At 63.6% G+C, this 25,686-nt stretch carries 26 protein-coding genes; 6 read left to right on the forward strand and 20 right to left on the reverse strand.

Going from position 1 to position 25,686, the window contains the following annotated elements; translation table 11 throughout:
• Window positions 1-335: 335 nt before the first annotated feature.
• Window positions 336-1,994, forward strand: a complete 1,659-nt coding sequence (gene leuA, locus AWB78_RS17670) for a 2-isopropylmalate synthase (RefSeq protein WP_062606470.1) — start codon at window positions 336-338, stop codon at window positions 1,992-1,994.
• A 27-nt stretch (window positions 1,995-2,021) separates the two neighbouring features.
• Here leuA and AWB78_RS17675 read toward each other — a convergent pair whose 3' ends face one another.
• Window positions 2,022-2,405: a nuclear transport factor 2 family protein gene (locus AWB78_RS17675; protein ID WP_062606473.1), complete on the reverse strand. Its 384-nt coding sequence runs from the start codon at window positions 2,403-2,405 to the stop codon at window positions 2,022-2,024.
• A 45-nt stretch (window positions 2,406-2,450) separates the two neighbouring features.
• Window positions 2,451-3,017 (reverse strand): acyloxyacyl hydrolase, encoded by a 567-nt coding sequence (locus AWB78_RS17680; RefSeq protein ID WP_062606475.1) that lies wholly within the window; start codon window positions 3,015-3,017, stop codon window positions 2,451-2,453.
• 362 nt (window positions 3,018-3,379) lie between these two features.
• On the opposite strand from AWB78_RS17680, the gene rpoH reads away from it, so the two are divergent.
• The gene (gene rpoH, locus AWB78_RS17685) at window positions 3,380-4,315 is read left to right on the forward strand and encodes an RNA polymerase sigma factor RpoH (protein ID WP_062606578.1); all 936 of its coding nucleotides are present in this window, start codon (window positions 3,380-3,382) and stop codon (window positions 4,313-4,315) included.
• 130 nt (window positions 4,316-4,445) lie between these two features.
• Here the strand turns inward: rpoH and nagE are convergent, their stop codons facing one another.
• From nagE to nagA, 4 genes are all read right to left on the reverse strand, one after another.
• A complete protein-coding gene (gene nagE, locus AWB78_RS17690) occupies window positions 4,446-6,239 on the reverse strand; it encodes an N-acetylglucosamine-specific PTS transporter subunit IIBC (protein ID WP_062606477.1) in 1,794 nt (597 codons plus the stop codon).
• 84 nt (window positions 6,240-6,323) lie between these two features.
• Entirely contained in the window at window positions 6,324-8,912 is a 2,589-nt protein-coding gene (gene ptsP / locus AWB78_RS17695) for a phosphoenolpyruvate--protein phosphotransferase (RefSeq protein ID WP_062606480.1), read from the reverse strand.
• Between the two features lie 12 nt (window positions 8,913-8,924).
• Window positions 8,925-9,932, reverse strand: a complete 1,008-nt coding sequence (locus tag AWB78_RS17700; RefSeq protein WP_062606482.1) for an SIS domain-containing protein — start codon at window positions 9,930-9,932, stop codon at window positions 8,925-8,927.
• Entirely contained in the window at window positions 9,925-11,028 is a 1,104-nt protein-coding gene (gene nagA, locus AWB78_RS17705) for an N-acetylglucosamine-6-phosphate deacetylase (protein WP_062606484.1), read from the reverse strand. The genes AWB78_RS17700 and nagA overlap by 8 nt, the downstream gene beginning before the upstream one ends.
• 75 nt (window positions 11,029-11,103) lie before the next feature.
• On the opposite strand from nagA, the gene AWB78_RS46555 reads away from it, so the two are divergent.
• Window positions 11,104-11,388, forward strand: coding sequence for a hypothetical protein (locus AWB78_RS46555; protein ID WP_157697541.1), 285 nt, complete (start codon window positions 11,104-11,106; stop codon window positions 11,386-11,388).
• 300 nt (window positions 11,389-11,688) lie between these two features.
• The gene (locus AWB78_RS17710) at window positions 11,689-12,612 is read left to right on the forward strand and encodes a bifunctional helix-turn-helix transcriptional regulator/GNAT family N-acetyltransferase (protein ID WP_062606485.1); all 924 of its coding nucleotides are present in this window, start codon (window positions 11,689-11,691) and stop codon (window positions 12,610-12,612) included.
• A 57-nt stretch (window positions 12,613-12,669) separates the two neighbouring features.
• Here AWB78_RS17710 and AWB78_RS17715 read toward each other — a convergent pair whose 3' ends face one another.
• Window positions 12,670-13,482 carry a MetQ/NlpA family ABC transporter substrate-binding protein gene (locus tag AWB78_RS17715; protein WP_062606488.1) on the reverse strand — a complete coding sequence of 271 codons (813 nt, stop codon included), beginning with the start codon at window positions 13,480-13,482 and terminating at the stop codon, window positions 12,670-12,672.
• Between the two features lie 197 nt (window positions 13,483-13,679).
• On the opposite strand from AWB78_RS17715, the gene AWB78_RS17720 reads away from it, so the two are divergent.
• Window positions 13,680-13,979, forward strand: coding sequence for a YciI family protein (locus AWB78_RS17720; RefSeq protein WP_062606490.1), 300 nt, complete (start codon window positions 13,680-13,682; stop codon window positions 13,977-13,979).
• Between the two features lie 34 nt (window positions 13,980-14,013).
• Here AWB78_RS17720 and AWB78_RS17725 read toward each other — a convergent pair whose 3' ends face one another.
• The 5 genes from AWB78_RS17725 to AWB78_RS17745 are packed head-to-tail and all read right to left on the reverse strand — an operon-like array spanning window position 14,014 to window position 18,101.
• A complete protein-coding gene (locus AWB78_RS17725; protein WP_062606491.1) occupies window positions 14,014-14,604 on the reverse strand; it encodes an SCO family protein in 591 nt (196 codons plus the stop codon).
• Window positions 14,601-15,506, reverse strand: coding sequence for a heme o synthase (gene cyoE / locus AWB78_RS17730; protein ID WP_062606493.1), 906 nt, complete (start codon window positions 15,504-15,506; stop codon window positions 14,601-14,603). Before cyoE ends, AWB78_RS17725 begins: the two co-directional genes overlap by 4 nt.
• A 12-nt stretch (window positions 15,507-15,518) precedes the next feature.
• Window positions 15,519-16,628 (reverse strand): COX15/CtaA family protein, encoded by a 1,110-nt coding sequence (locus AWB78_RS17735; RefSeq protein ID WP_062606495.1) that lies wholly within the window; start codon window positions 16,626-16,628, stop codon window positions 15,519-15,521.
• A gap of 24 nt (window positions 16,629-16,652) precedes the next feature.
• Complete coding sequence (locus tag AWB78_RS17740) at window positions 16,653-17,309, reverse strand: SCO family protein (protein ID WP_062606497.1); 657 nt, start codon at window positions 17,307-17,309, stop codon at window positions 16,653-16,655.
• Window positions 17,310-17,366: 57 nt separating this feature from the next.
• Window positions 17,367-18,101, reverse strand: a complete 735-nt coding sequence (locus tag AWB78_RS17745; RefSeq protein WP_062606500.1) for an SURF1 family protein — start codon at window positions 18,099-18,101, stop codon at window positions 17,367-17,369.
• A 125-nt stretch (window positions 18,102-18,226) separates the two neighbouring features.
• On the opposite strand from AWB78_RS17745, the gene AWB78_RS17750 reads away from it, so the two are divergent.
• The gene (locus tag AWB78_RS17750) at window positions 18,227-18,436 is read left to right on the forward strand and encodes a twin transmembrane helix small protein (RefSeq protein WP_062606502.1); all 210 of its coding nucleotides are present in this window, start codon (window positions 18,227-18,229) and stop codon (window positions 18,434-18,436) included.
• Between the two features lie 204 nt (window positions 18,437-18,640).
• On the opposite strand, the gene AWB78_RS17755 is transcribed toward AWB78_RS17750, so the two are convergent.
• The 8 genes from AWB78_RS17755 to AWB78_RS17790 all read right to left on the reverse strand — a co-directional run bounded on the left by AWB78_RS17755 (window position 18,641) and on the right by AWB78_RS17790 (window position 25,617).
• A complete protein-coding gene (locus AWB78_RS17755) occupies window positions 18,641-19,498 on the reverse strand; it encodes a cytochrome c oxidase subunit 3 (RefSeq protein ID WP_062606504.1) in 858 nt (285 codons plus the stop codon).
• Window positions 19,499-19,580: 82 nt separating this feature from the next.
• Window positions 19,581-19,784: a DUF2970 domain-containing protein gene (locus AWB78_RS17760; RefSeq protein WP_198399294.1), complete on the reverse strand. Its 204-nt coding sequence runs from the start codon at window positions 19,782-19,784 to the stop codon at window positions 19,581-19,583.
• Window positions 19,785-19,789: 5 nt separating this feature from the next.
• The gene (locus AWB78_RS17765; protein WP_374729477.1) at window positions 19,790-20,311 is read right to left on the reverse strand and encodes a cytochrome c oxidase assembly protein; all 522 of its coding nucleotides are present in this window, start codon (window positions 20,309-20,311) and stop codon (window positions 19,790-19,792) included.
• Window positions 20,312-20,371: 60 nt separating this feature from the next.
• Entirely contained in the window at window positions 20,372-20,512 is a 141-nt protein-coding gene (locus tag AWB78_RS47645) for a cytochrome oxidase small assembly protein (RefSeq protein ID WP_008351762.1), read from the reverse strand.
• A gap of 65 nt (window positions 20,513-20,577) precedes the next feature.
• Window positions 20,578-22,188 carry a cytochrome c oxidase subunit I gene (ctaD, locus tag AWB78_RS17775; protein ID WP_062606580.1) on the reverse strand — a complete coding sequence of 537 codons (1,611 nt, stop codon included), beginning with the start codon at window positions 22,186-22,188 and terminating at the stop codon, window positions 20,578-20,580.
• A 95-nt stretch (window positions 22,189-22,283) separates the two neighbouring features.
• On the reverse strand, window positions 22,284-23,888 hold the full coding sequence (gene coxB, locus AWB78_RS17780; RefSeq protein WP_062606512.1) for a cytochrome c oxidase subunit II: 1,605 nt from the start codon (window positions 23,886-23,888) through the stop codon (window positions 22,284-22,286).
• Between the two features lie 45 nt (window positions 23,889-23,933).
• Complete coding sequence (locus tag AWB78_RS17785; RefSeq protein WP_062606514.1) at window positions 23,934-24,407, reverse strand: DUF2244 domain-containing protein; 474 nt, start codon at window positions 24,405-24,407, stop codon at window positions 23,934-23,936.
• Between the two features lie 232 nt (window positions 24,408-24,639).
• On the reverse strand, window positions 24,640-25,617 hold the full coding sequence (locus tag AWB78_RS17790) for a methyltransferase domain-containing protein (protein ID WP_062606516.1): 978 nt from the start codon (window positions 25,615-25,617) through the stop codon (window positions 24,640-24,642).
• Between the last annotated feature and the right edge of the window lie 69 nt (window positions 25,618-25,686).

The raw sequence follows: 25,686 nt of genomic DNA on the forward strand, positions 1-25,686 counted from the left end.
GCGCGGCCCCTATCGCTACGTCTAGCGTAAGTCGCCAGACGTAGCGCCGCGCGTCTTAAGGTGCGCGGTCCTGCCAGCAGTCCCCTGTAGTTCCTTTTCTTACCACCTGTAGTCGTCAGCTTTTCGTTCGCGCATCCCGCGAAACGGAAACGCGAGGGTCAAATGCACGCTGCTTCGCGCACGTTCACGTTGGTCGCAGGCGTCACCATCGCTGGTGATCCCGAGACACGCGCGCGCGGCCCGGTAATACGTGCATCCCGCCACGCCCGGCCAGCCGCCGGACACGGCCTCTCTCGCAGGCGCTACGCACACTGTCCGAAGAGAGATCGACGATCATGATGCCGAACCCCGCCGAGAAATACCGCCCGTTTCCGCAAGTCCGTCTGAATGGCCGCCGCTGGCCGAACCGCACGATCGAGAAGGCGCCCATCTGGATGAGCACCGATCTGCGCGACGGCAACCAGTCGCTCATCGAGCCGATGAGCATCGCCGCGAAGCTCGAGTTCTTCGAGATGCTGGTGAACATCGGGTTCAAGGAAATCGAGGTGGGGTTCCCGTCGGCATCGCAAACGGATTTCGACTTCGTGCGCAAACTGATCGACGAAAAGCGCATCCCGGACGACGTGACCATCGAAGTGCTCGTGCAGTCGCGCCGCGAGCTCATCGAGCGCACGTTCGAAGCCGTCGAGGGCGCGAGCAAGGTGATCGTGCATCTCTACAACGCGATCGCGCCATCGTTCCGCAAGATCGTTTTCAATCAGTCGAAGGACGAAGTGAAGGCGCTGGCCGTGGAAGGCACGCGCATCATCAAGGAATGCGCGGCGGCGCGGCCCGACACGCATTGGGTCTATCAATACTCGCCCGAGACCTTCAGCATGACGGAGCTCTCGTTCGCGCGCGAAGTGTGCGACGCGGTTGCGCAAGTCTGGCGTCCGACGCCCGATCACAAGATGATCGTGAACCTGCCCGCGACCGTCGAAGCCGCGATGCCGAACGTCTTCGCCGATCAGGTCGAGTGGATGGACCGCAACATGGGTTTCCGCGACAGCATCGTGCTCTCGGTGCATCCGCATAACGATCGCGGCACGGCGGTCGCGGCGGCGGAAATGGCGGTGCTCGCGGGCGCGGATCGCATCGAAGGGTGTCTGTTCGGCAACGGCGAGCGCACCGGCAATGTCGATCTCGTCACGCTCGCGATGAATCTCTATACGCAAGGCATCGATCCGGGCCTCGATTTCTCCGACATCGACGCCGTGCGCCGCGTGGTCGAGCGCTGCAACCAGATTCCGGTGCATCCGCGCCATCCGTATGCGGGCGATCTCGTGTTCACCGCGTTTTCGGGTTCGCATCAGGACGCGATCCGCAAGGGCTTCGCGCAGCGCGTGCCTGGCTCCGTGTGGGAAGTGCCCTACTTGCCGATCGATCCGGCCGATCTCGGCCGCAGCTACGACGCCGTCATCCGCGTGAACAGCCAGTCCGGCAAGGGCGGCGCGACCTATCTGCTCGAACGCGGTCTCGGCTTCACGCCGCCGCGCCGCGTGCAGATCGAGTTCAGCCACGCCGTTCAGAAGGTGACCGATACGTCCGGCGCCGAACTCAGCGGCGACGCGATCTGCGCACTCTTCAAGCGCGAATATTTCGACGCGGGCGGTCCGGTTTCGCGTGTCGATGCGTCGACGTTGTCGGTGTTCGGACGGCGCGTCGCGGTGGCGCAGACGGCAGGCGGGGCGAGCGACGACGCCTACGCGCAGGCAGTCGCCGCGGCGCTCGGCGTGGACGCGAGCGTGAACTGGTTCGAAACCGCCGTCACCGCGAACGGCGACGTGGCCGTGTTCGTCGGCTGCCGTGTCGGGGAAGGCCAGACGCGCTTCGGTGTCGCGGTGCATGCGAACCCGGCGCTCGCGGTCGCCGATGCGGTCGTGAGCGCGGTGAACCGTTCGGAGGGCGTCACGCAAGAGGACCAGCAGGACGAGCCGATGGAGGCCGCCGCGTAACGCGCAGCCGAAGCGGCGCGCGTGGCGCTATTCGAGAGCGACGCGCGTCGCCTGCAGCGCGAGCAATTGCCACTGCCCTTCCGTCTGGACATGAACGGCGGTATAGGCAATTGGAAAAAGGAGCGCGCCGTTTTTCGACTCCATTTCGACCAGCGCGCGGCCCGATACCAGACACGTATCGCGGCCCGCCGGAAGGACGTCCTGCGACTGGATCTCGATCTGACGATAGCGGCGGCGTCCCGCGATAATGGCGTCGATGAACTGGCGTTTGGTTTCCCGCTTGCCGTTCGTGTGGACGTAGCTGACGTTTTCAGCCAGCAACGCGTCCAAGGCCGGGCCGTCGCCCTCGACCATCGCACGGAAGCGATCGCGCTCGAGGCCGCGTATGGCCTCAATGGTTTTTGCCGGCATCTGTCGATTCCCCTTGTGTCGAGGAACCGATGCGCCGGACCCTCGTCAGAAGTTGTATTGCAGATATAGCTGGCTGAAATTTATACCAGGATTCGGCTCTTTGATACCCGAGTTCGACAGATGCTGGAAGCGAAAGCCGGCCTGATAGCTTTGTTTCTGACCGAAGATCATTCCGACCCCGATCATGTCCGCGAACTGGAAGGCCGTCGACACGGTGAAATCCTGTGTGATGCGTGCGTGCGTGAGCAGCCGCACGCCCACGCCCGCCTCGACGAACGGCCGAAAATAGCCCGAGCTCTTCACGAAGCGCACCACGGGCGTGAGACCGAATTCCCAGATGTCCGGGTTGACCGCGTTATCTTCCTTCGAATGCCAGTACGACACGTGCCCTTCGCCGATGAGCGTGAAGTGGAACCCGCCCATTTCCCACCAGGTGAGGCCCGGATCCCAGGACAGGCCGAGATCCGCCTTCTTGATGTCGCGGTCCGCCACGCCGGCGGCGACCTGCACGCCGAAGCGATCCGCATGAGCCGCCGCGGACGCGAAGCCGAGAGTAGCGCAGAGGACCAGGTGCCAAAGCGAACGATGCCGGGAAGTCTTGTTTTTCTGCATTAGCACCCCAATTGCTCGGACGACGGGCGTGTTTTCTGCAACGATGTCGTCTGGCGATTCTAATGACGTTCTACAACATTTGCAGGAATCACAGCGACTCACGCCGTTTCGTTGAATTTTCTTTCGCTGCAGGGCGCAATTCCGGTAATCCATTCGAAGCCGTGGTGTCGCCCGGTAACCTGTACCACTCCTCGCGCAACAGAGTGTCCTATTGATCCCGCAAATTCGATAGTTTTTGTGGGAACTCCCACATTCCTCCCTGCTCTAACACTTAGCACTCGGCAAACGGGAGTGCTAATATCGTGTCTGACTTGCCGCTGGTGTTAAGCGGCGAGCGAATTGTTGATAAGGAGCTTATGAGCGTGACCAATGCGATGACCCTTCCGAATGTATTGAGCTCGGCACCTGCCAAGGCCTCTTCGGCAGGCGCGCTGACGTACGCACAGTCGTCGATGCTGACCGGCCAGATCGGCAACATCGATGCATACATACAAGCAGTGAACCGCATTCCGATGCTGTCGCCGGCAGAGGAACGTCAGTACGCCACCGAATTCCGCGAACACGGCAACTTGACCGCAGCGCGCCAGCTCGTGCTTTCGCACCTGCGCCTCGTCGTCTCGATCGCCCGCAACTATCTGGGCTACGGCCTGCCGCACGCGGACCTGATCCAGGAAGGCAATATCGGTCTGATGAAGGCTGTGAAGCGCTTCGACCCGGAGCAAAACGTGCGCCTGGTGTCGTACGCGATGCACTGGATCAAGGCCGAGATTCACGAGTACATCCTGCGCAACTGGCGCATGGTGAAGGTCGCGACGACCAAGGCGCAGCGCAAGCTGTTCTTCAACCTGCGCAGCCACAAGACGAGTCATTCGGCGTTCACGCCGGACGAGATCGACGGTCTCGCGAACGAGCTCAACGTGAAGCGTGAGGAAGTCGCGGAGATGGAAACGCGTCTCTCGGGCGGCGACATCGCGCTCGAGGGCCAAGTCGAGGACGGCGAGGAAGCGTTCGCGCCCATCGCCTATCTGGCGGACTCGCACAACGAGCCGACCAATGTCATCGCGGCGCGCCAGTTCGACAAGCTGCAAAGCGATGGCCTCGCCGAAGCGCTGGAATCGCTCGATGAGCGCAGCCGCCGCATCATCAAGGCGCGCTGGCTCGACGTGCAGGACGACGGCTCGGGCGGCAAGACGCTGCACGAGCTGGCCGACGAGTTCGGCGTGTCTGCGGAGCGCATTCGCCAGATCGAGGCGAGCGCGATGAAGAAGATGCGCTCGGCGTTGCATGATTACGCGTAACACCTGACTGTGCTTTGGCAGAAATTGCGAAGCCCGCCGTCGATGAGACGGCGGGCTTTTCCTTTGATCGTGCGCTGAAAAGCAAACGGCACCCGAAGGTGCCGTTTGCTCTCACGCATCGGTTAGTGCATCACGCCGGCATCGCAGCGGTACCGCCGCCGTTGCCCGACAGGCGCGTCGACAGTTGTGCCGCATAGCGCTGCGCCGCCGCGCCCACGACGATGTGGAACGTGTCCGCCGACACCCACGCCACGTCCAGCGACGACAAACGCTGACGATCCACCGACGACGGATCGCGCACGACCACGCGCAGGCGCGTCTGTGCGACCGCGTCGAGCGAGACGACGTTGGTCGCGCCGCCGAACACCGCGAACCAGCGTGCCGGGTCCGGATCGAGCGGGCCGGGCGTCTGGTCAACGCTTGCGACCGCTGCCACTGGTTGCGCCGGCGTCGACGATGCGGGCGTCGCGCCGCGCGTCGACGAGTGCTCCAGCTCGGTGCGGATTTCATCGGCGATCAGATCGGCTTCCGGCCCGATGATCACCTGCACGTTGGTCGCGCCGCGCTTCAGCACGCCGCGCGCGCCGATAGTCTTCAATTGCGCTTCCGACACTTTCTCCGAGTCGGCCACCGACAGACGCAGACGCGTCGTGCAAGCATCCACGAGCGTCAGGTTGGACGCGCCGCCCAGCGCCGCGATGTACTTCGCGGCGCGCGTGGCCGATGCGGGCACCGCCGCGGCACCCGGCACCGGCGGGATCAGACCGCCACCGACGGTGGTTTGCGCGTCGGTTTCGGCGTCGGTCGTGGCGGGCTCGCGGCCCGGCGTCGCCATGTTGAACTTGCGGATGAAGAAGCGGAACAGGCCGTAATAGATGATGAAGTACACGATGCCGATCGGAATCGCCATCCAGCCTCGCTGCGACAAACCATAGTTCAGCACGTAGTCGATCGCGCCCGCCGAGAACGTAAAGCCGAGATGGACACCGAGCGCCGAGCAGATCGCGAGCGAGAGGCCCGTCAGCACCGCGTGGATCGCATACAGAACGGGAGCCAGGAACATGAAGCTGTATTCGATCGGTTCGGTCACGCCCGTCAGGAACGCGGTCAGCGCCATCGAGAACAGCAGGCCGCCGACGACCGCGCGGCGCTCCTTCGGCGCTTCATGGAACATCGCGAGACAGGCGGCAGGCAGGCCGAACATCATGATCGGGAAGAAACCGGTCATGAAGCCGCCCGCGGTGGGGTCGCCCGCGAAGAAGCGATGCAGGTCGCCGTGGACGACCGCGCCGCCGCCCGGCGGCGTGAACGAGCCGAACACGAACCATGCGAGCGAGTTGATGATGTGATGCAGGCCCGTGACGAGCAGAATGCGGTTCAGCACGCCGAACACGAAGGTGCCGAGCGCGCCGGCCGTGGTGAGCCAGTTGCCCGCGCCGTCGATGGCCGCCTGCACCGGCTGCCACACGTAGCCGAAGATGATGCCGAGTATCAGACACGCGACGCCCGTGATGATCGGCACGAAACGCTTGCCGCCGAAGAACGCCAGATACTCGGGCAGCTTGATGTCCTTGTATTTGTTATAGAGATAACCGGCGAGCATGCCGGCGATGATCCCCGACAGCACGCCCATGTTCAGCTTGGCGTTGATGTCCTTCATCACGGCCACTTCGATGAGATAGCCGATCGCGCCGGCGAGACCCGCCGTGCCGTTGTTGTCCTTCGCGAAACCCACCGCCACGCCGATGGCGAAAAGGAGCGGCAGGTTGGTGAAGATCGCATCGCCGGCGTCGGCGATCATCTTGATGTTGAAGACATCGGGCTGGCCGAGGCGCAATAGCAGGCCGGCCACCGGTAGCACGGCGATCGGCAGCATCAGCGCGCGGCCTAGTCGCTGCATCTTTGCAAACGGGTTGGCGTCCATCGGGTTCTCCAAAAATATAAGTCTTGTCGTTACTGCTTCGGGGATTGCGGAAAAAGCTCGCCGACGCTGGGCGCAGAACGGACGTCAGTCCTGCGGCCAGATTTCGCGGCTTGCCGCTCTTACTGCCTGCGCCGATTCGAGCGCGAGGCAATCCTCGGCGCGCTGGCGGCACAGTTGGTAATCGAGATTGCGCACGCGCGCCTTGATGCCGGGCACGGACACCGGATCGACCGACAGTTCGGTCACGCCGAGCCCGACGAGCAAAGGCGCCGCGACCGGATCGCCACCGAGCGCGCCGCACACGCCGACCCACTTGCCGTGCTTCTCCGCGCCCTGCACCGCCGCTTTGATGAGACGCAGCACGGCCGGATGCAGACCGTCGGACTGCGCGGCGAGATCGGGCTGGCAGCGATCCATCGCGAGCGTGTACTGCGTGAGATCGTTGGTGCCGATCGACAGGAAATCGGCGTGCTTCGCGAGTTGATCTGCCAACAGCGCCGCCGACGGCACTTCGATCATCACGCCCACTTCGACCGGCTCGGTGCGGCCGGCTTCGCGCGCCAGTTCGTCGATGCGCGCGCGCAGGCGTTGCAGCTCGCCAGAATCGGTGACCATCGGCAGAAGGATGCGCACCGCGCCGAGCGGCTTCACGGCGAGCAGACCGCGCAACTGGTCGTCGAGCAGATCGGGGCGCACTTGCGCGAGGCGGATGCCGCGCAGGCCGAGCGCCGGATTTTCTTCGGGCGGCAGCGTCAGATAGTCGACTTCCTTGTCCGCGCCGACATCGAGTGTGCGGATGATCGCGGTGCGGCCCTGCAATGCATCGACGATGCCTTGATAGCTTTCGGCGTGCTCCGCCACCGTCGGCGCCGACTGGCGATGGATGAACAGCAGTTCCGTGCGCAGCAGCCCGACCGCATCGGCGCCGTTTTCGACGGCGGCCTTCGCGTCGTCGAGCGTCGCGATGTTCGCGGCGACTTCGATAGCACGGCCATCCTTCGTCGATGCAGCCTCTTGCGACAGCTTGCGATTCGCCTCCCGCACGCCCGCGAGCCGGTCGCGTTCGGTGCGCGCACGTTCGACGTCGACCGCGGTCGGCGCATGCTCGATGCGGCCCGCCGATGCGTCGACGACCACTTGCGTGCCTTCGGGAATCTTGTGCAGCGCATCGCCGATGGCGACGAGCGCCGGAATGCCCATTTGCCGCGCGATGATCGCCGCGTGCGAGGTCGCTCCGCCGCGCGCCATCACGAGCGCGGTGACGCGCGTGCGGTCGATCGACGACAGATCGGACGGCGTGAACTCGGTGGCCGCGAGCACGGCTTCCTGCGGCAGCGCGCGCGCCGCCGTGTTGCTGAGACCGAGCGCGCGCAGCACGCGCTTTTCGATATCGCGCAGATCGGCCGCGCGCTCGGCGAGCAGCTCGTCCTGCACGTTCGAGAGCAGCGCGATCTGCGCGCGGATCGCCTCGCGCCACGCGAAGCCCGCGCTCTTGCCGAGGCTGATGAGATCGCGCGCGGCATCGACGAGCGTCGGATCTTCGAGCAGCACGCGATGCACCGCGAAGATGCCCGCTTCGCCGACCGCGCCGCGCTGCGACGCGGTGCGCACGGTTTCGCCGAGCTCGGCATCGACCTGCGCGATGGCCTTATCGAGCGCACGGCTTTCCGCCGCGCTCGAACCGCTCGCCTGTTCCGGCGGCACGATGTCCTGATCGTCCCAGCGCACCAACGTTCCGACCGCGATGCCCGGCGCCGCGCACACACCAGCGAGCGTGTTCGGCGGCAGCGCCTCGCCCGAACGAACGGCTTGCGAGACCGGCGCCGGCGACTTCGCGCGCGCCGGCATCTCTTCGACTTCGCCCAGCGCCGCACGCAGCAGCTCGGCGGCGACGGCATCGACGGCCTGTTGCGCCTGCGCGCCGATGCCGACCAGTTCGATGGTCGCGCCATCGCCCGCGCCGAGACCGAGCAGACCGACGACGCTTTCCACCGGCGCCTTCTTGCCTTCGTAGCGCACTTCGACCTTCGCGTCGAACCCGCGCGCCGCTTCGCGCGCCCGCGCCGCCGGTCGGGCATGCAAGCCGCCTGCGTGCGCCAGCGTGAGCTTGCGGCGCGCTTCTTCGAGCACGACCGCGCCGTTGCGCGCGGTTTCGGCTTTTTCGCCGTGCTTCGCGCGCAGCACCAGCATGCGCGAGCCTGCCTTCAACACGCCGCGTCCGGCGCGATCGATCACATCGAAGGCATCGCCGTTCGCGACCGCGATCACCGAAACGAGGCTCGGCGCGTGCTGCGCGACGAAATCCGCGTCGAATTCGATGAGCGGCTCACCCGCGCGCACCGTCGCGCCTTGCTGAACCGCCGGCGTGAAGCCCTTGCCGCCCAGCTCGACCGTGTCGATGCCGATATGCACCAGGATCTCCGCGCCTTCCTTCGTGCGCAGGGTCACGGCGTGATGCGTGCGCGCCAGATGCGTGATGGTGCCGTCGCAGGGCGAGACGAGCACGTTGTTGAGCGGATCGATGCCGATGCCGTCGCCGAACATGCCCTCGGCGAACACGGGATCGGGCACGTCGGCGAGCGGAACGACGGGGCCGGTGAACGGCGCGAGCAGCACGACGTCGTTCGGGTTATCGGTGGATTGGTTCAACAGGGACTCCTCGGCACGACGCATCGGCTATCTCACTCAATGGGTTTCGGTGACCTTGTTCAGGTGACGCGGCGCATCGGGGTTGCGCCCGCGCGCGGCGGCCAGATTCGCGGCCATCACATAGAACGAAAGGATTGCGGCAATCGGATCGAGCGCCGGATGATCGGTGGCGACGAGCGGCAACTCCGCTTCCGCGACGTCGGACGGCGCGGCGAGCAGCACGCGTGCGCCGCGAGCGCGCATGTCGGCGGCAAGCTGGACGAGGCCCGCCTGCTCCGGTCCGCGCGGCGCGAACACGAGCAGCGGATAGTCCTTGTCGATGATTTCCATCGGACCGTGACGCACTTCCGCGCTGGAGAACGCTTCGGCCTGGATGCCCGAGGTTTCCTTCAGCTTGAGCGCGGCTTCCTGCGCGATCGCGAGGCCGAGGCCGCGGCCGATCACGATCATGCGGTCGACGCCCTTCAGCTCGTTCACGGCGCGCGTCCAGTCGAGCTTGCCCGCGGCGCGCAGCGCGTCCGGAAGCGACTTCAGCGCGTTGAGCAATTCGACGTCGCGCTGAACGTGCGCGATCACGATCGCCGACAGCGACAGCATCGCGATATAGCTCTTGGTCGCGGCGACCGAAAGCTCCGGACCGGCGAGCAGCGGCAGGAAGTATTCGCACGCGCTTTCGAGCGGCGACCCGGCGACGTTGACGGCCGCGACCGTGAACGCGCCCGCGTCGCGCAGCGCCTGCATCGTGCCGACGAGATCGGGGCTCTTGCCCGATTGCGAGAACGCGACCGCGAGCTGGCCCGAGACGCGCAGCGGCGCCTGCTGCAACGTGGCGACGGACATCGGCAGCGACGCGACCGGCACGCCGATGCGGCTCATCGTCAGGCTTGCGAAATAACTGGCGGCGTGGTCGGAACTGCCGCGCGCGACCGTCAGCGCGACGTTGCGCGGCTGCTCCTTGAGCTTGTCCGCGAGCGCTTCGATGCGCGAGGTATCGGCGAGCTGGGCCGCGACGACATCCGCGGACTCCAGCGCCTCATTAAGCATATTCGACAATTGATTCTCCTTCGACATACGTGGCGGTCAGCTTGTGCTCCCGGTCGAGCACGACGAGATCGGCCCATGCGCCGCGCGCGATGCGGCCGCGGTCTTCGAGCCCGAGATAGTCGGCGGGGAAACGCGACAGGCGATTCGAGACGTCCGCGAGCGGAATGCCCAGCGAGACGAGATTGCGCAGCGCCTGATCCATCGTCAGGGTGCTGCCGGCGAGCGTGCCGTCCGCGAGACGCACGCCGCCCATGCATTTGGTCACGTGCTGGCTGCCGAGGCGATATTCGCCGTCGGGCATGCCGGCGGCCGACGTGCTGTCGGTCACGACGTAGAGACGCGGGATCGCGCGCATCGCGGCGCGGATGGCGCCCGGATGCACGTGCAGCAGATCGGGAATCAGCTCGGCGTACTCGGCATGCGCGAGCGCCGCGCCGACCATGCCGGGATCGCGGTGATGCAGCGGCGACATCGCGTTGAACAGGTGCGTGAAGCCGCGCGCGCCGTGCTTGAGCGCGTTGACGGCGTCGTCGTACGTGCCGAGCGAATGGCCGAGCTGCACGCGCACGCCGCGCGACGCCATGTCGGAAATGATGTCCAGATGCCCCGAGATTTCCGGCGCGATCGTGACGACGCGGATCGGCGCGAGTTCGAGGTATTTCAGCACTTCGTCGCGCACCGCGACGGCGGCCGCGTCGGGCTGCGCGCCGAGCTTGCCGGGATTGATGTACGGACCTTCGAGATGCACACCGAGCATGCGCGCGCCGTCTGTCGCGCGGCGTCGCGCCTGTTCGCCCAACCCCGCGACGACCTGCATGAGTTCGTCGCGCGGGGCGGTCATCGTGGTGGCGAGCAGGCTCGTCGTGCCGTGCTGCGCGTGCTGGCGTGTGACGGTGTCCGCCGCGTCGCCGCCTTCCATGATGTCGCGCCCGCCGCCGCCGTGCACGTGCAGATCGATGAAGCCGGGCAGGATGTACGGCGCGTCGTTGACGAGCGGATCGGCGATATGACCTTCGAGCGCCGTCACGCGGCCGTTCTCGAAGCGGACGGAACCGTAGATCCAGCCTTCGGTCGTGAGTATGTTTCCTTTCAGCATGAATGTCTCTGGAAGTACGCGATGCCTGATTGAGGTTCAGTGCCGTCCGCGCCATGCTGCGAGCAGGCTTTCGTTATGAAAGAAGCGAACGGCTTCCTTGGGTCCTCTCGTTCTCTTGTTTGCCCGGGTGATGCTTCGTTACGTCATGTGCGCCGGGCCGGCGCTGATCGGTGCTTCTTCCGCGACGTGAACGTGGTAATCGCGGTGTTTGCTGCCCGCAACGTTCGCTCGAGCCGGATCGAGTACGGCTTGCAACTACGTTCTCCGAGCATTCGCTGCAACCCGCCGGGCGAGAAAGCGCTGCATGTCAGGCGTCAAATCTTGCCTGCGATGCGGCATGAGACAGGTCTCTCCGACTGAGTGGAGCCCATTATATAACCAACATAATACCAGTCAATTACAACTACAGACTTGTTCGAAAACGAACAATTCTTAGCTTAATCAATGGCTTGAAGCGTATTTTATGAAGTGATTTGAAACATTTTGATCATCGGGACTTACCCGCATCTGCAGTCCAGTTGACGAATTGGTTCTTTATTTGCCTAATAATTCACTTTTCGGGCATTTTCGTATTCGCACGGTCGTTCTTCTTTGGCACAATGCATCCATTAATTCGGAATCACAATTAATTTCAACAAGACCAACTGAGAGACTGATACGATGGGCTGTCCTGATCCGAGCCGGGCCGTCGAGGCGGTGCGCCGCTTCAACCGTTTCTATGCGCGCCATACCGGCGCCCTCCACGAACGGCTTCACAAGAGCCACTTTTCCCTGACGGAAGTCCGGATCCTGCACGAGCTGGCGCAGGAGCGCGCCAGCACGGCCGCTGACTTATCGCGCAACCTCGGATTGGATACCGGTTATCTGAGCCGGTTGATCAACAACTTCCAGAAGCTCGGCCTCGTGATGCGACGAAAAAACGAGTCGGACGGTCGCGCGCATCTGTTGCGGATCACCCCCGAGGCGAAGGCGCAAGTCGATGAGATCGACCTGCACGTTTCCGCCGAGACGGCCATGCTGCTCAAGCGGCTGACGACCGCCGAGATCGATCAGCTATGCATGGCCATGGCAGACGTCGAGCGGCTCCTGTCGCCGGTTTATGGGGATGGCGAAACACGGCTGCGCGTGCCGCGCGGCGGGGACTTCGGCTGGATGATCGAGCGTCAGGCGCATCTTTGCCCGGGCGACAGGCCCAAGCTTTTCAACGAAGCCTGCGCGGCGAAAATGATTTCGGGCTTCCTCGCCGCCATGCAGGCGAATACGCCGCGCATCGCCTGCTGGATCGCGGAACAAGGCCAGGCCACACGCGTCGGTGCGGCGATCCTTACTGCGGAGTCTCAGAGTCAGGCGCGTATCGAACTACTGTTCGTCGAGCCTGGCGCGCGCCGGCGCGGGCTGGGCGAGCAGCTCGTCTCGGCTTGTGTGAACTTCGCGCACGGCGCGCGTTACGAGCAGATCGTCTGTCGCATGGACGAACCACTGGAAGACCTTTGCGCGCTGTTTCTCCGGACCGGTTTCTCTCCCGTGCAAGACGACACGGGCATCGTGTGGCACCGAGAGCTGGAACAGATCTGCGTGGATTGAGCGCGCGAAAAAAAGGCGTCCCGCAGGACGCCTTTTCGGATACCCAAGCAATCGTTCTCAGAACGACGGCACGACCGAGCCCTTGAACTCACTCTTGAGGAACTGGCGCACGTCTTCGGACTGATACGCCGCGACCAGCTTCTTCACCCACGGCTGATCCTTGTCCTTCGCGCGCACCGCGATCAGGTTCGCGTACGGGCTATGCACGTCCTCGAGCGCAATCGCGTCCTTGGTCGGTTGCAGTCCCGCCGCGAGCGCGAAGTTCGTGTTGATCGCAGCAGCGTCGACGTCGGCGAGCGTGCGCGGCAGTTGCGCGGCGTCGAGCTCGACGAGCTTGATCTTCTTCGGATTCTCAGCCACATCGAGCGCCGTCGCGTTGTTGCCGTTCGTGCCCGCGCCGGCCTTCAGCTTGATCACGCCTTGGGCCTGCAGCAGCAGGAGCGCGCGATTCTCATTCGAAGGATCGTTCGGCACCGCGACCTTCGCGCCCTGCGGCAGGTCCTTTAGCGATTTCAGCTTCTTCGAATAGACGCCGAGCGGCGATATATAGGTCAGACCGGCGTTCACGATCTTGTAGCCGCGCTGTTTGATCTGGCTGTCGAGATACGGCTGATGCTGAAAGCTGTTCGCATCGAGATCACCGGCGTCGAGCGCCGCGTTCGGCTGAACGTAATCGTTGAACTCGATCACTTTCACATTGAGGCCTTCGCGCTTCGCGACCTTCTGCACGACTTGCCAGATTTGCGCGTCGGGGCCGCTGATCGTGCCGACCTTGATCACCTTGTCATCGGCGTGAGCGGCGAAGCTGGTGAGAAATGCGGCGGACGCCGCCACGGCGGTTAGGGCTTTGAGCAAATTTCTGCGCTGCATGGTGTTCCTGTTTCGATGCGTTCTTGCTGGAGTTGCCTGATTCTTTCCGATCGATCATACGAACCGGGATGACGATCTTCGCACAGCTCTGGTGCGGCGGGTAAATACAGATTGCTCATGTCGATATCACCCCGGCACGGCGCGGATAGAATCGCTGCACGACGCCACACATATTCCTCGCGGAGGCAAGCAACATCATGTACGTGATCAATCTGCGATATACCGGCGCGCTCGCCGAGATCGATGACGCACTCGATGCGCATCGCGACTATCTCGAACACTATTTCGCGGCGGGCGTCTTCGTGCTCGCGGGGCCGAAAGTGCCGCGCGTAGGGGGCATCATCCTCGCCTCGGGCATCGAGCGCGAGCGGCTCGATGCGATCATCGCGGAAGACCCGTTCGCCGTGCAGGGACTCGCGCACTACGACATCATCGAGTTCAAGGCGACGCGGCTGGCGCCCGGTTTGAACCTGCCCGAGCCCGCGCTGGATAGCTGAAATGAAAAGTGGCCCGCCCGGGCCACTTTCGCGATCAGTCGATCAATAACTTCAGATCGTGAACCCACGGATCGACGCCCTGCCCGTCGCGTGCGAAGAGACGCAGCTTGCCGTCCTTGTCGAACACGTAGCTCGCGGCCGTGTGGTCCATCGTGTAATCGTCGGGCGTCTTGCCCGCCGACTTCGCGTAGTACACGCGGAAGTCCTTGGCGAGCTGTGCGAGCTGCGCGTCGCTTGCCGGCCGCAATCCGATATACGACGAGTTGAACGCCGCCACGTACTGACCCAACAGCTCGGGCGTGTCGCGCGCTGGGTCGACGGTCACCATCAGCACTTGCACATCCTTCGACTTGTCGCCGAGTTGCTGCATGGCCTGGGAGAGTTCGGCAAGCGTCGTCGGGCACACATCCGGACAATGCGTGTAGCCGAAGAACAGCACGACCGCCTTGCCCTTGAAGTCCGCCAGCGTGCGCGTCTTGCCGTGCGTGTCGGGCAAGGAGAAATCGCTGCCGAACTGTTTATTGCCGGTGATGTCGAGATTCTTGAAATTGGGCGCTTTCTCGCACGCCGAAAGCAGCGCCGCGAAAAACAGCAGCGCAAGTACGCGACGGATAACGGCCATCATGCGCCGATCACCGTGCGCACGTAATGATCGACGAGCAGCGCGCCGAACAGCAGCGACAGATACACGATCGAGTAACGGAAGGTCTTGCGCGCGAGGGCATCGGAATAGTCGCGATACATCTTCCACGCGTAACCGATAAAGCCGCCGCCGAGCGCGATCGCACTCGCCAGATACACCACGCCGCTCATGCCGGAGATATAGGGCATCAACGTGACCGCGAACAGAACGAGCGTGTACAGGAAGATGTTGAGCAGCGTGTACTTTTCGCCGTGGGTGACCGGCAGCATCGGCAGGCCGGCGTTTTCGTAGTCCTTGCGGCGATACAGCGCGAGCGCCCAGAAATGCGGCGGCGTCCACACGAAGATGATCAGCACGAGAATCCATGCGTCGCCGGGAACCGCGCCGGTGACGGCGGCCCAGCCGAGCGCCGGCGGCATTGCGCCGGACGCGCCGCCGATCACGATGTTCTGCGGCGTATAGGGCTTGAGCAGCAGCGTGTAGATCACCGCATAGCCGACGAACGTGGCGATGGTCAGCCACATCGTGAGCGGATTGGTGAACGTATAGAGCGTCCACATGCCGATACCGCCGAGCACGGCCGAGAACGTCAAAATCTGGGTCGGCGTGATCTGCCCGCGCGCGGACGGACGCCACGCGGTGCGGCGCATTTTCGCATCGACTTTCTGCTCGACGAGACAGTTGATCGCAAATGCCGCGCCGGCCAGCAACCAGATGCCGACGGCGCCGCCGATAAGCTTGTCCCACGGCACCATGCCGGGCGTGGAAAGGAACATGCCGATGACGGCGCAGAACACGGCGAGTTGCGTGACGCGCGGCTTCGTCAGCGCAAGATATTGCGAGACGCGGCTGCCAAGGGGGGAATGAAGTGTCGTGCTATCCATGGGAATGTGGAGTCACGCTGAAACGACGTCGCGCGCGGGAACTGCGGCGCGGCCGGGACGGCTGGAAGAGATTCGAAAGTTTAGCATAACGAGCAGCAGCAACAGGATCGCGGCCCCGCCGTTGTGCGCCACCGCGACCGGCAGCGGCCATTGCAGCACGATGTTCGACATGCCCGTCAGGAACTGGATCAGGATCATCAACAATACCCCGTTTGCCGGCTTGCGCAGCGATTCGAAACGTCGCAGCCGCGAGGCGAGCCACAGCAGATACAGCACGACGACGACCGCGAACATGCGATGCGTCCAGTGAATCGCGACGAGCGCGTCCTGCGAGATCACGTCGCCGTCGCCGGTCATGCCGAGCGCGCGCCACAGGTGAAAGCCGTGTTCGAAATTCATCGGCGGAATCCATTGGCCGTTGCACAGCGGAAAGTCCGTGCACGCGAGCACTGCGTAGTTCGTGCTGACCCAGCCGCCGAGCGCGATCTGCACGACGAGCAGCAGCAATCCGAATGCCGCGGCGGGCATCCAGCGCGCGGCGGCGGAATCGAGCGATGGAATCGGCGTCATGCGCGCGGCGAGCCATCCGAGCACGCCGAGCAGCGCGAGCCCGAGCAGCAAGTGCGTGGTGACGATCACCGGCTGCAACTTCAGCGTGACCGTCCATGCGCCGAACGCGCCTTGCAGCAGGATCAGCAGCAGAATGCCTGTCGGCCACCACGGCGAGACATGCAACGGGCGCTTCTTCACGCGCGCCGTCCACGCGATGATCACCTGCGCGATGATCAGCACGCCGATCGCCATCGCGAAATAGCGGTGCAGCATCTCGATCCACGCCTTCACCATGCTGACGGGGCCGGTGGGCATCGCCTGATAGGCGGCCGCGATCTGCGCATGCGCAATGAACGGCGACGACGTGCCGTAGCAACCGGGCCAGTCCGGGCAGCCGAGGCCGGAATCGGTGAGGCGCGTGAAGCCGCCGAACATGATGAGGTCGAGCGTCAGGAAGGTCGTCAGCCAGACGAGCTTTCTGAACTTGCCGTCATCGGCCTTCACCCAGACATATGAGAGCGGCAGCAGCGCGATGCAGATGCCGATCAGACCCAACTGCAGTAGAAACATGTTCTCTTACCTTCGACTGACTCGTTAGCCGATGCGCGACCACTTCAGCAGCTTCGCCAGATCGGCGTTGATCTTCTTCGGATCGGGATTCTTCGGGAAGCGCATCATCAGGTTGCCGTTCGGGTCGACGAGAAAGATGTGATCCGTGAGCTTCGTGCCGTCATCGACGGGCAGCCACGCGGCGATCGCCTTCTCGTCGGCGACGAGCATGCGCGTGTCGGGCTGCGGATACGCGGCCTTGATGACGTCGGAAACCGGCTTGTCATCGGTCCGCAGCCAGACGTTCACCACACGTTCGCGCTCGCCCGATTGCAGCACGCGCACCTGGCGCATGAAGTAAAGACGCGTCACGCATTGCTCGTCGCAGTCGCTGCCGTTGACCGTGATCATCAGCCACTTGCCTTCGAGCGACTTGAACGGCAGGCTCTGCCCCTTCTCATCGGTGATGACGAGTTGCGCCGGAATGGGCCGCTGCGGATCGATCAGCTTGCCATAGCTCGACGTGCCGCCCGCCGGTTTGAACACGTAATACATCAGATACGACGCGATCACCGGCGCGGCGCAGACGAGCGCAAGCAGAAGCAGCATCCAGCGGCCGCTGATCCAGGAGCCTTTCGAGGGCGTTCGTTGCCGCGTGCGAGTCTTGTCGGCGTCGGCGGTGTTGGAGCGTTGTGGTTGCATCGGTGAAAACGTATCTCTGTTCGGTTCGATCGCGCGCGGCGTGCGCGCTGCGGTGTTTCAGGCGTGGTTTTCGGCTTCGTCGTCGCGCGCTTCGACTTTCCTCGCGGCGCGGCGCGCGGCGTACAGGCCGAAAACGATCGCCGCGGCCGCCATGCCCCACCACTGGAGCATGTAACCGTAATTGCGCTCGACGCCGAGTGTCGGCGCGGGCCAGTCGCGCACGAGCCGGTCGCCGGTATCGCTCGTCTGTTGGATCACGAACGGCTGTAACGCGAGCCCGGTTTCCGCCGCGTACGCCTTGATATCCAGGTTCTGCCGGATCTCCTTGTGCGCCGCCGATCCGCCCTGCCCCAGCTCGAACGCCTGCGACGCATTCGCGCGCGCGATGCCCTTCAGGTCGACGACACCCTTCGGCGTCTCATACGGCACGATGCCCGTGCGGTCCGCCATGTTGCGCGGCAGCCATCCGCGATTCACGAGCACGTAGCCGCCGCCCTCGAGTTTAAGCGGCATCACGACATAAAAGCCTGGCTGATCGTTATACGGACGATTGTCCAGATACACGACGCGCTCCGGCATGAACTCGCCGCGCGCCTCGACGCGATGAAATTCGATGGACTTGAGCGGCAACGGTTCCACGCCGACCTGTTGCGCGGGCGCGTTTTCGAACGCGACGATTTGCGCGTTGAGCGCTTCCTTCTGATGCGCGCGATCGCGCTGCCAGAAGCCGAGACGCATGGTCACGGCGACGACGATCAGAATCAGGAGCGCGGGCCAGAAACGAATCTTCATGCTGCGAGCCTTATCGCCGACACCCGCATGGGCGCTGCACGGCACAATCGATCGGGTGAGATAATGAGACGATCCAATTTCATACTGCTCGCTGCGTTATCTGAGCAAAATCGCTGGCTGGTTTCATGCACATCATCGTTGCTATCGCATTCATCCTTATCATCGGCAGCCTGGGTTCGGCACTCTACTTCATGATGACCGACCGGGGCAGGACGAAGCGGATGGTGTGGTCGCTCGCCGCACGCGTCGGGCTGTCCATCTCCCTGTTCCTCTTCATCCTGTTCGCGCACTGGATGGGCTGGATTCAATCGACGGGCATTCCTATCGGACGATAACCCGCGACGCGGGTTCTCCCCCACGAGACGTATTGTCGCGCCGCGGCACTTCCGCAGCCTCGAAAACCGTTCCCGAAAACGACAACGCCGCCCCTGGAGACATCGAGGGCGGCGTGTTGATCACTGCTTCTTTGCTCTCGGACCGGCATCGCCGCCGGTCTTGCATCGCGGACGGCGCTTCGGCCGCCCGCCTGCGATTTTCGCTTACAGCCAGTACACGACGACGTACAGACCCAGCCACACCACGTCGACGAAGTGCCAGTACCACGCGGCGCCCTCGAACGCGAAGTGGTGATCCGCCGTGAAGTGCCCGCGTATGAGACGAACCATCACGACCGCCAGCATCGTGCCGCCCAGGAACACGTGGAAGCCGTGGAAGCCGGTCAGCAGGAAGAACGTCGAGCCGTACACGCCGGAAGCAAGCGTGAGGTTCAGTTCGTTGTACGCGTGGAAATACTCGTAGCCCTGGCAGAACAGGAAGATGATGCCGAGGAGCACGGTCGCGCCCAGCCAGATGATCGCCTTCTTGCGATGATCTTCACGCAGCGCGTGGTGCGCCACCGTCAGCGTCGCGCCGGACGACAGCAGCAGCGCCGTGTTGATGGTCGGCAGGGGCCACGGCACCATCGCGCGGAAATGCGGCACGAGCGCGGCGGGACCGTTGTTCGGCCACACGGCGGTGAAGTCCGGCCAGATCAGCTTGTAGTCGAGGCTGCCGAGCTGGTGCATGGCGATGGCGCGCGCGTAGAACAGCGCGCCGAAGAACGCACCGAAGAACATCACTTCGGAGAAGATGAACCAGCTCATGCTCCAGCGGTACGACACATCGACGCGCTTGCCGTACATGCCGCCTTCGGATTCGGAGATCGCGTCGCCGAACCAGTGCCACAGCACGAACAGCACGAACAGCAGACCGATGAACGTGCCAGCCGGCCCGAAGCTATGGCCGTTCACCCACGACGCCAGCGAGGCCAGCATGATCAGCAGGCCGGATGCAGCCATCACCGGATGCCGCGACGGATGCGGCACGAAATAATACGGGCTCTCGTTTTGACCGCTCATTGTTGATTCTCCACTTCGATCCAGTTGCTTGAATTTTCTTTTGACGCCGCGCGTCCGACCCTCGACACGCCCGGCGTTCCGTCTATCCCACTACCGCGCGCACGACCAGCAGCAACACGACGATGAACAGCACCGCGCCGATGACGCCCGCCGCGATCAGATGCAGCGGGTTCAGCTGCGCCGCATCGCTTTCCAGATCGGCGCGGCGGCGCACGCCGAAAAACGACCAGAACACCGCCTTCAGGAGCTTCAGGAAACCGCCCTTGTTCGACGAGTCCGCGCTCATGGCCGTCATGATCCCTTCGCCACCGATTTCGGCGCGTTCAATTCGAAGAACGTGTACGACAGCGTGATCGTCTTCACATCCTTCGGCAGCTTCGGGTCGACGACGAACACGACCGGCATGCGCTTGGTTTCGTTCGGCGCGAGCGTCTGCTGGGTAAAGCAGAAGCATTCGATCTTCTTGAAGTACTCGGTGGCCTGCTTCGGCGCGTAGCTCGGGATCGCCTGCGCGTTGACCGTGCGATTCTGCTCGTTGGTCACGTCGTACATCACCGTCATCACTTCGCCGGGGTGAATATCCAGCGTGTTCTGCTCCGGCTTGAACTGCAGCGGGCCGCGCGCGTTCGCATCGAATTCGATCGAGATCGTGCGGCTTATGTCGACCTGCGTGTTCTTCGCCTCGCGCGCGCCGACATCGCGTTGCACGAGGTTGTTGATGCCGGTGATCTGACAGATCGCGCGGTACATGGGCACGAGCGCGAAGCCGAAGCCGAACATCAGCGCGGCCACGACGAAGAGCTTCACCAGCATCGACCGGTTGAACGACCGGTCGACATGCGAATTTTCCTGCTGAGTGGACACTTGTCTTTCCTACCCTCGCGACAACAGGTATTGCCTGACGACGATACCCAGAAAGAAGACGGCGGCAACCAACACCATGATGATTCCGAGCCGCTTGTTGCCCGCGCGGATTTCCTCGGGCGTGCGTCTTTTTTGTGGATTCGGGGCCATGCTTTGTCTGTTATGCCGGGCTGCGAGGCTTCGGCTTTCGAAGCCTCGCAGTGCCATCGAACTCGTTACTCAACCGTCGGCGGATTCTCGAACGTATGGAACGGTGCCGGGCTCGGCACGGTCCATTCGAGGCCTTCCGCGCCATCCCACGGCTTGTCGCCGGCCTTCTCCAGCTCGCCGCCGCCACGATACGCCGGCAGCGCGACTGCGAACAGGAAGTACACCTGCGAGAGGCCGAAGCCGAACGCGCCGATCGTCGCGATCTGGTTGAAGTCGGTGAACTGCGCCGGGTAGTCCGCATAGCGGCGCGGCATGCCCGCGAGACCCAGGAAGTGCATCGGGAAGAACGTGACGTTGAAGGTGATCATCGACGCCCAGAAGTGGATCTTCCCGCGCATTTCGTTGTACATCCAGCCGGTCCACTTCGGCGACCAGTAGTACCAGCCCGCGAACAACGCGAAGAGCGAGCCCGCCACCAGCACGTAGTGGAAGTGCGCCACCACGTAGTACGTGCCGTGCATCTGGATGTCGAGCGGCGCCATCGACAGGATCAGGCCCGTGAAGCCGCCCATCGTGAACACGAACAGGAAGCCGATCGCGAAGAGCATCGGGGTTTCGAACGTCAGCGCGCCGCGCCACATCGTCGCCACCCAGTTGAACACCTTCACGCCCGTCGGCACGGCGATCAGCATCGTCGCGTACATGAAGAAGAGCTGGCCCGTCACCGGCATGCCGGTCGCGAACATATGGTGCGCCCACACCATGAACGACAGAATCGCGATCGATGCGGTTGCGTACACCATCGAGCTATAGCCGAACAGCGGCTTGCGCGAGAACGCCGGGATCACCTGCGACACGATCCCGAACGCCGGCAAGATCATGATGTACACCTCGGGGTGACCGAAGAACCAGAAGATGTGCTGGTACATGACCGGATCGCCGCCGCCCGCCGCGTTGAAGAACGACGTGCCGAAGTGACGGTCGAACAGCACCATCGTGATCGCGCCTGCCAGAACCGGCATCACGGCGATCAGCAGGTACGCGGTGATGAGCCACGTCCACGCGAACATCGGCATCTTCATGAGCGTCATGCCCGGTGCGCGCATGTTCAGAATCGTCACGACGATGTTGATGCCGCCCATGATCGACGACGCACCCATGATGTGGACCGCGAAGATCGCGAAGTCCATGCCCGGGCCCATCTGCGTGGAAAGCGGCGCGTAGAGCGTCCAGCCCGCGGCGGTTGCGCCGCCCGGCACGAAGAACGAGCCGACGAGCAGCACAGCCGCGACCGGCAACAGCCAGAAGCTGAAGTTGTTCATCCGCGCGAACGCCATGTCCGATGCGCCGATCTGCAGCGGCACCATCCAGTTCGCGAAACCGACGAACGCCGGCATGATCGCGCCGAACACCATGATGAGGCCGTGCATGGTGGTCAGCTGATTGAAGAACTCGGGACGCATGATCTGCAGGCCCGGCTCGAACAGCTCGGCACGGATGCCGAGCGCCATCACGCCTCCGGAGAGGAACATGATGAAGGAGAACAACAGGTACAGCGTACCGATGTCCTTGTGGTTGGTGGCGAAGAGCCACCGGCGCCAGCCATGCGGCGTCTCGTGCGCATGGTCGTGCGCGTGGTCGTGACCTGCGCCTACATCGTGTCCGATGCTAGACATGACAATCATCTCCTAAAGCGAATACTCGGGGCACTTGGCAATGACGCGTGGCTTTCCGTTGCTGTCGAGGCGAAGGAAAGCGCACGCCAGGCACGTCAAGCAGCCGGACTGATTTCAACGCGGCGGGCTTCCTTGTTGTCGGCGCCGCCCGTGATGGATTCCGGTTTCTTCAACACGATGCGGTCTTCCGACACGCCCGCGGCCTTCAACGCGTCGCGAACCGCTTGTGCGCGCTTCTTGGCGAGCTCGGCGTTCAGGTCGGCGCCGCCGGTCGCATCCGTGAAGCCCGACAATGCGAGCTTCGCGTCAGGATGCGCCTTGGCGTAGGCCGCTGCGGCGTCGACCGCGGTTTTCGCGTCGGCGGGCAGCGTGTCCTTGCCCGTCTCGAAGTAGATGCTGGCGGGCAGGCCGGCGGCTTGCGGCGCCTGAGCGCCCGGCGCGCTCGCTTCCGCTGCCGCGGGCGCTGCGCTCGCCGCCTCGGGTGCCGGCGCCGCCGCCTTCTGGCCGCCGCCTTCGGGCATCTTGCCCGCTTTGGCGTCGATCACCTGCTTCGGTTGCAGCAGGTCGCCGGTGTGGTTGCTCCAGTTGTTGCGCTCGAACGTGACGACCGATGCGATTTCGACGTCGTTCAGCACGCCCTGCCACGGCGGCATCGCGCCCTTGCCGTGCAGCACGATGTTCAGATGCTCGGCGATCGAGCCGTTCGCGATCTTCGAGCCGTCGATGGCCGGGAACTGGCCCGCGCCCTTGCCGGTCGGCTGGTGGCAGACCGCGCAGTTCGACGTGTAGACCTGCTGGCCACGCGCCATCAGCTCGTCCTTCGTGTAGGTCTTGAGGGGATCGTCGGCGCCTGCGGCCATCTTCTTCTTTTGCGCGTCGACCCACTTCGCGTAGTCGTCAGCCGACAGCACTTCGACGACCACCGGCATGTACGCGTGCTCCTTGCCGCACAGTTCCGTACAGAAGCCGCGATACGTGCCGACCTTCTCCGCCTTGAACCAGGTATCGCGCACGAAGCCCGGAATCGCGTCCTGCTTCACGCCGAACGCCGGGATGTACCACGAGTGCACGACGTCGTTCGCCGTGGTGATCACGCGGATCTTCTTGTCGACCGGCACGACGAGCGGATTGTCGACTTCCTGGAGATACAGGTTGGAGATCGGTTTCTGGCCGTTCACTTCGCTGCGCGGCGTGGAGAGCGTCGACAGGAAGCTGATGCCCTCGCCCGGACCCTTCACGTAGTCGTAGCCCCACTTCCACTGATAGCCGGTGACCTTGACGGTGAGGTCGGCGTTGGACGTGTCCTTCATCGCGACGACGGCCTTGGTGGCCGGCAGCGCCATCAGGATGACGATGATGAACGGCACGATCGTCCAGATGATTTCGACCGTGGTGCTTTCGTGGAAGTTGGCCGGCTTGAAGCCCTTCGACTTGCGATGCTTGAAGAGCGAATAGAACATCACCCCGAACACGCCGATGAAAATGACGGTACAGATGATGAGCATGAAGATATGGAGGCCGTAGAGCTCCTCGGCGATCTTCGTCACAGGCTGCTGGAAGTTGATCTCGTTCACACGAGGACCGCCAGGACTGTCGGTGACCGCCAGGGCTACGCCGGCGTTGAGCAGTGCGCCTGCCGCCAGCACGCCCGAGAGGGCTCGCTTGATTGTTTTCATAGCATCCTTACCCAAATTTTCCATTCAAACCCTCGACCCCCCGTTGCATCGCGCGGCTGCCGGCTCCTCTCAGAGACGTCTCAGCGACGCCTGTAACTCGGCTGCGAATTGCTCCCGACGATGCTGTGCAAGGTGTTGTCCGATTTTCACCGACTGACCGCGCGATACGATCGTGAGCGGCTCTCTCGGCGTCGCGCCCGCTTCGACCCGCACCCAGCGCGGGTTGAATTCGAACTGCGTCAGCACTTCGGCGTTCATCTGTTCGATCAACAACCGGTTTTGATACAGCCGGATTCGTTCGTAGTCGACGGCATGGCGCGCATAAATCACGAACGCGATGCCCACGACCGCCAACTCGACTCCGGTGAACGGCAGCACCAGCCAGGCGCCGTTCAGAAACAGCGGCGTTGCGATTGCCAGCGAAAACAGCGCAAGCGACAGATAGAAGCCCACGAACTGACGCGGCGAGACCGAGCAGTTTCGCTTCATCAGCCAGTCCTTGATGACCGGCTCGGACTCCGTCAGCGTATGGCTGGCCTGCATCGCTGCCTCCATCAATCCGCATGCAATCACATACATTTGCTCGGATTTCGCCCAAATTTGTGTCAGTCCGGGCGACAAACTGACGCATTATAGGCGTCTTAAACGGCATCCACAAGCAAGGGTCGTAACCTCGCAGAGCCAAGCGCCACAAGCTTCTGCGCCTTTTTGACGCACCTTTTTGTGCGCTTTTTCCACGCAAATTTCAGACATAACGGGCGCCCACTTTACCGCGTCACCGTTTCGGTTTTGAGCCTCGTCCGATATCTTCCAGCCGCACGATGCCGTGCCCTTCTGCCGTCGTGCGCGGCACCGCCTTCCATGCGTGGCCGTAGATCACTTCGAATGTCAGCGGAATCGTGCCGTCCTCGCGGCGCAAGGCTTCGAGGGCGCCGTGAACCGCGCCGCGCAACGCCTTCTGGTCCGCGCGGCCTGCTTCGAACGCGCGCCCGAACGGATACGCGCCCCAGCGCGTCACGTCGGCGAACAGCGATTCGGGCGATTTGTACGTGATGGTCAGGACTTCCTGATCCATCACCGGAATTTCGAAGCCGCTTTCGACCAGCATGTCGCCGAGATCGTGCATGTCGACGAAATCGATCGCGTGCGACACGGGCGCGAGCCCGAGCGTGCGCTCGGCTTCGCGGTATGCGGCCCGGAGCTCGCGCAAGGTATCGGGGCCGAACGTGCTGAACATCAGAAGGCCATTCACCTTCAGCACGCGCTGCCACTCAGGGAAAACGAGGTCGGGACGCGCGTGCCAGTGCAACGCGAGGTTCGACCACAGCAATTCGAATGCGCCCGATGCGAACGGCAGCGCGGAAAAATCCGCCTGCGCGAGCTGCGGGCCGCGTGCGCCGAATGCTTTCGCGAGCGTCGACGGAAGAAAGCGGCGCCAGCCCGCGCTGTCGGTGTCCGCGGATTCGGCGGCGCGGGCGCGCGCGAGCATCGCGGACGAAATGTCGACGCCGGTCACCGACGCCTCCGCAAAACGCTCCCGCAGACCGCCCAGATCCGCCCCCGCGCCGCACGCCGCATCGAGGACGCGCACCGGCGCGACCTTGATGTATTCGAGCCGCTCGCGCATGCGTCCGGCGATTTCGCGCGGCAGGAACGCGACTTCGTCGAAGGCGGCGGCGCGTTCGTCGAAGATCTCGCGCAAACGGCGCGGATCATAGGCCGGACGGCTAGTTTTAGGGGATGTCGGGGACATGGCGATCTATTTGCGAAGAGTGCGAAGTATACTCGGTCGTCTTGAAAACAACCCATGCGAAGTGCTGAT

The sequence above is a fragment of the Caballeronia calidae genome (assembly GCF_900044055.2).
Taxonomy (GTDB): Bacteria; Pseudomonadota; Gammaproteobacteria; order Burkholderiales; family Burkholderiaceae; genus Caballeronia; species Caballeronia calidae.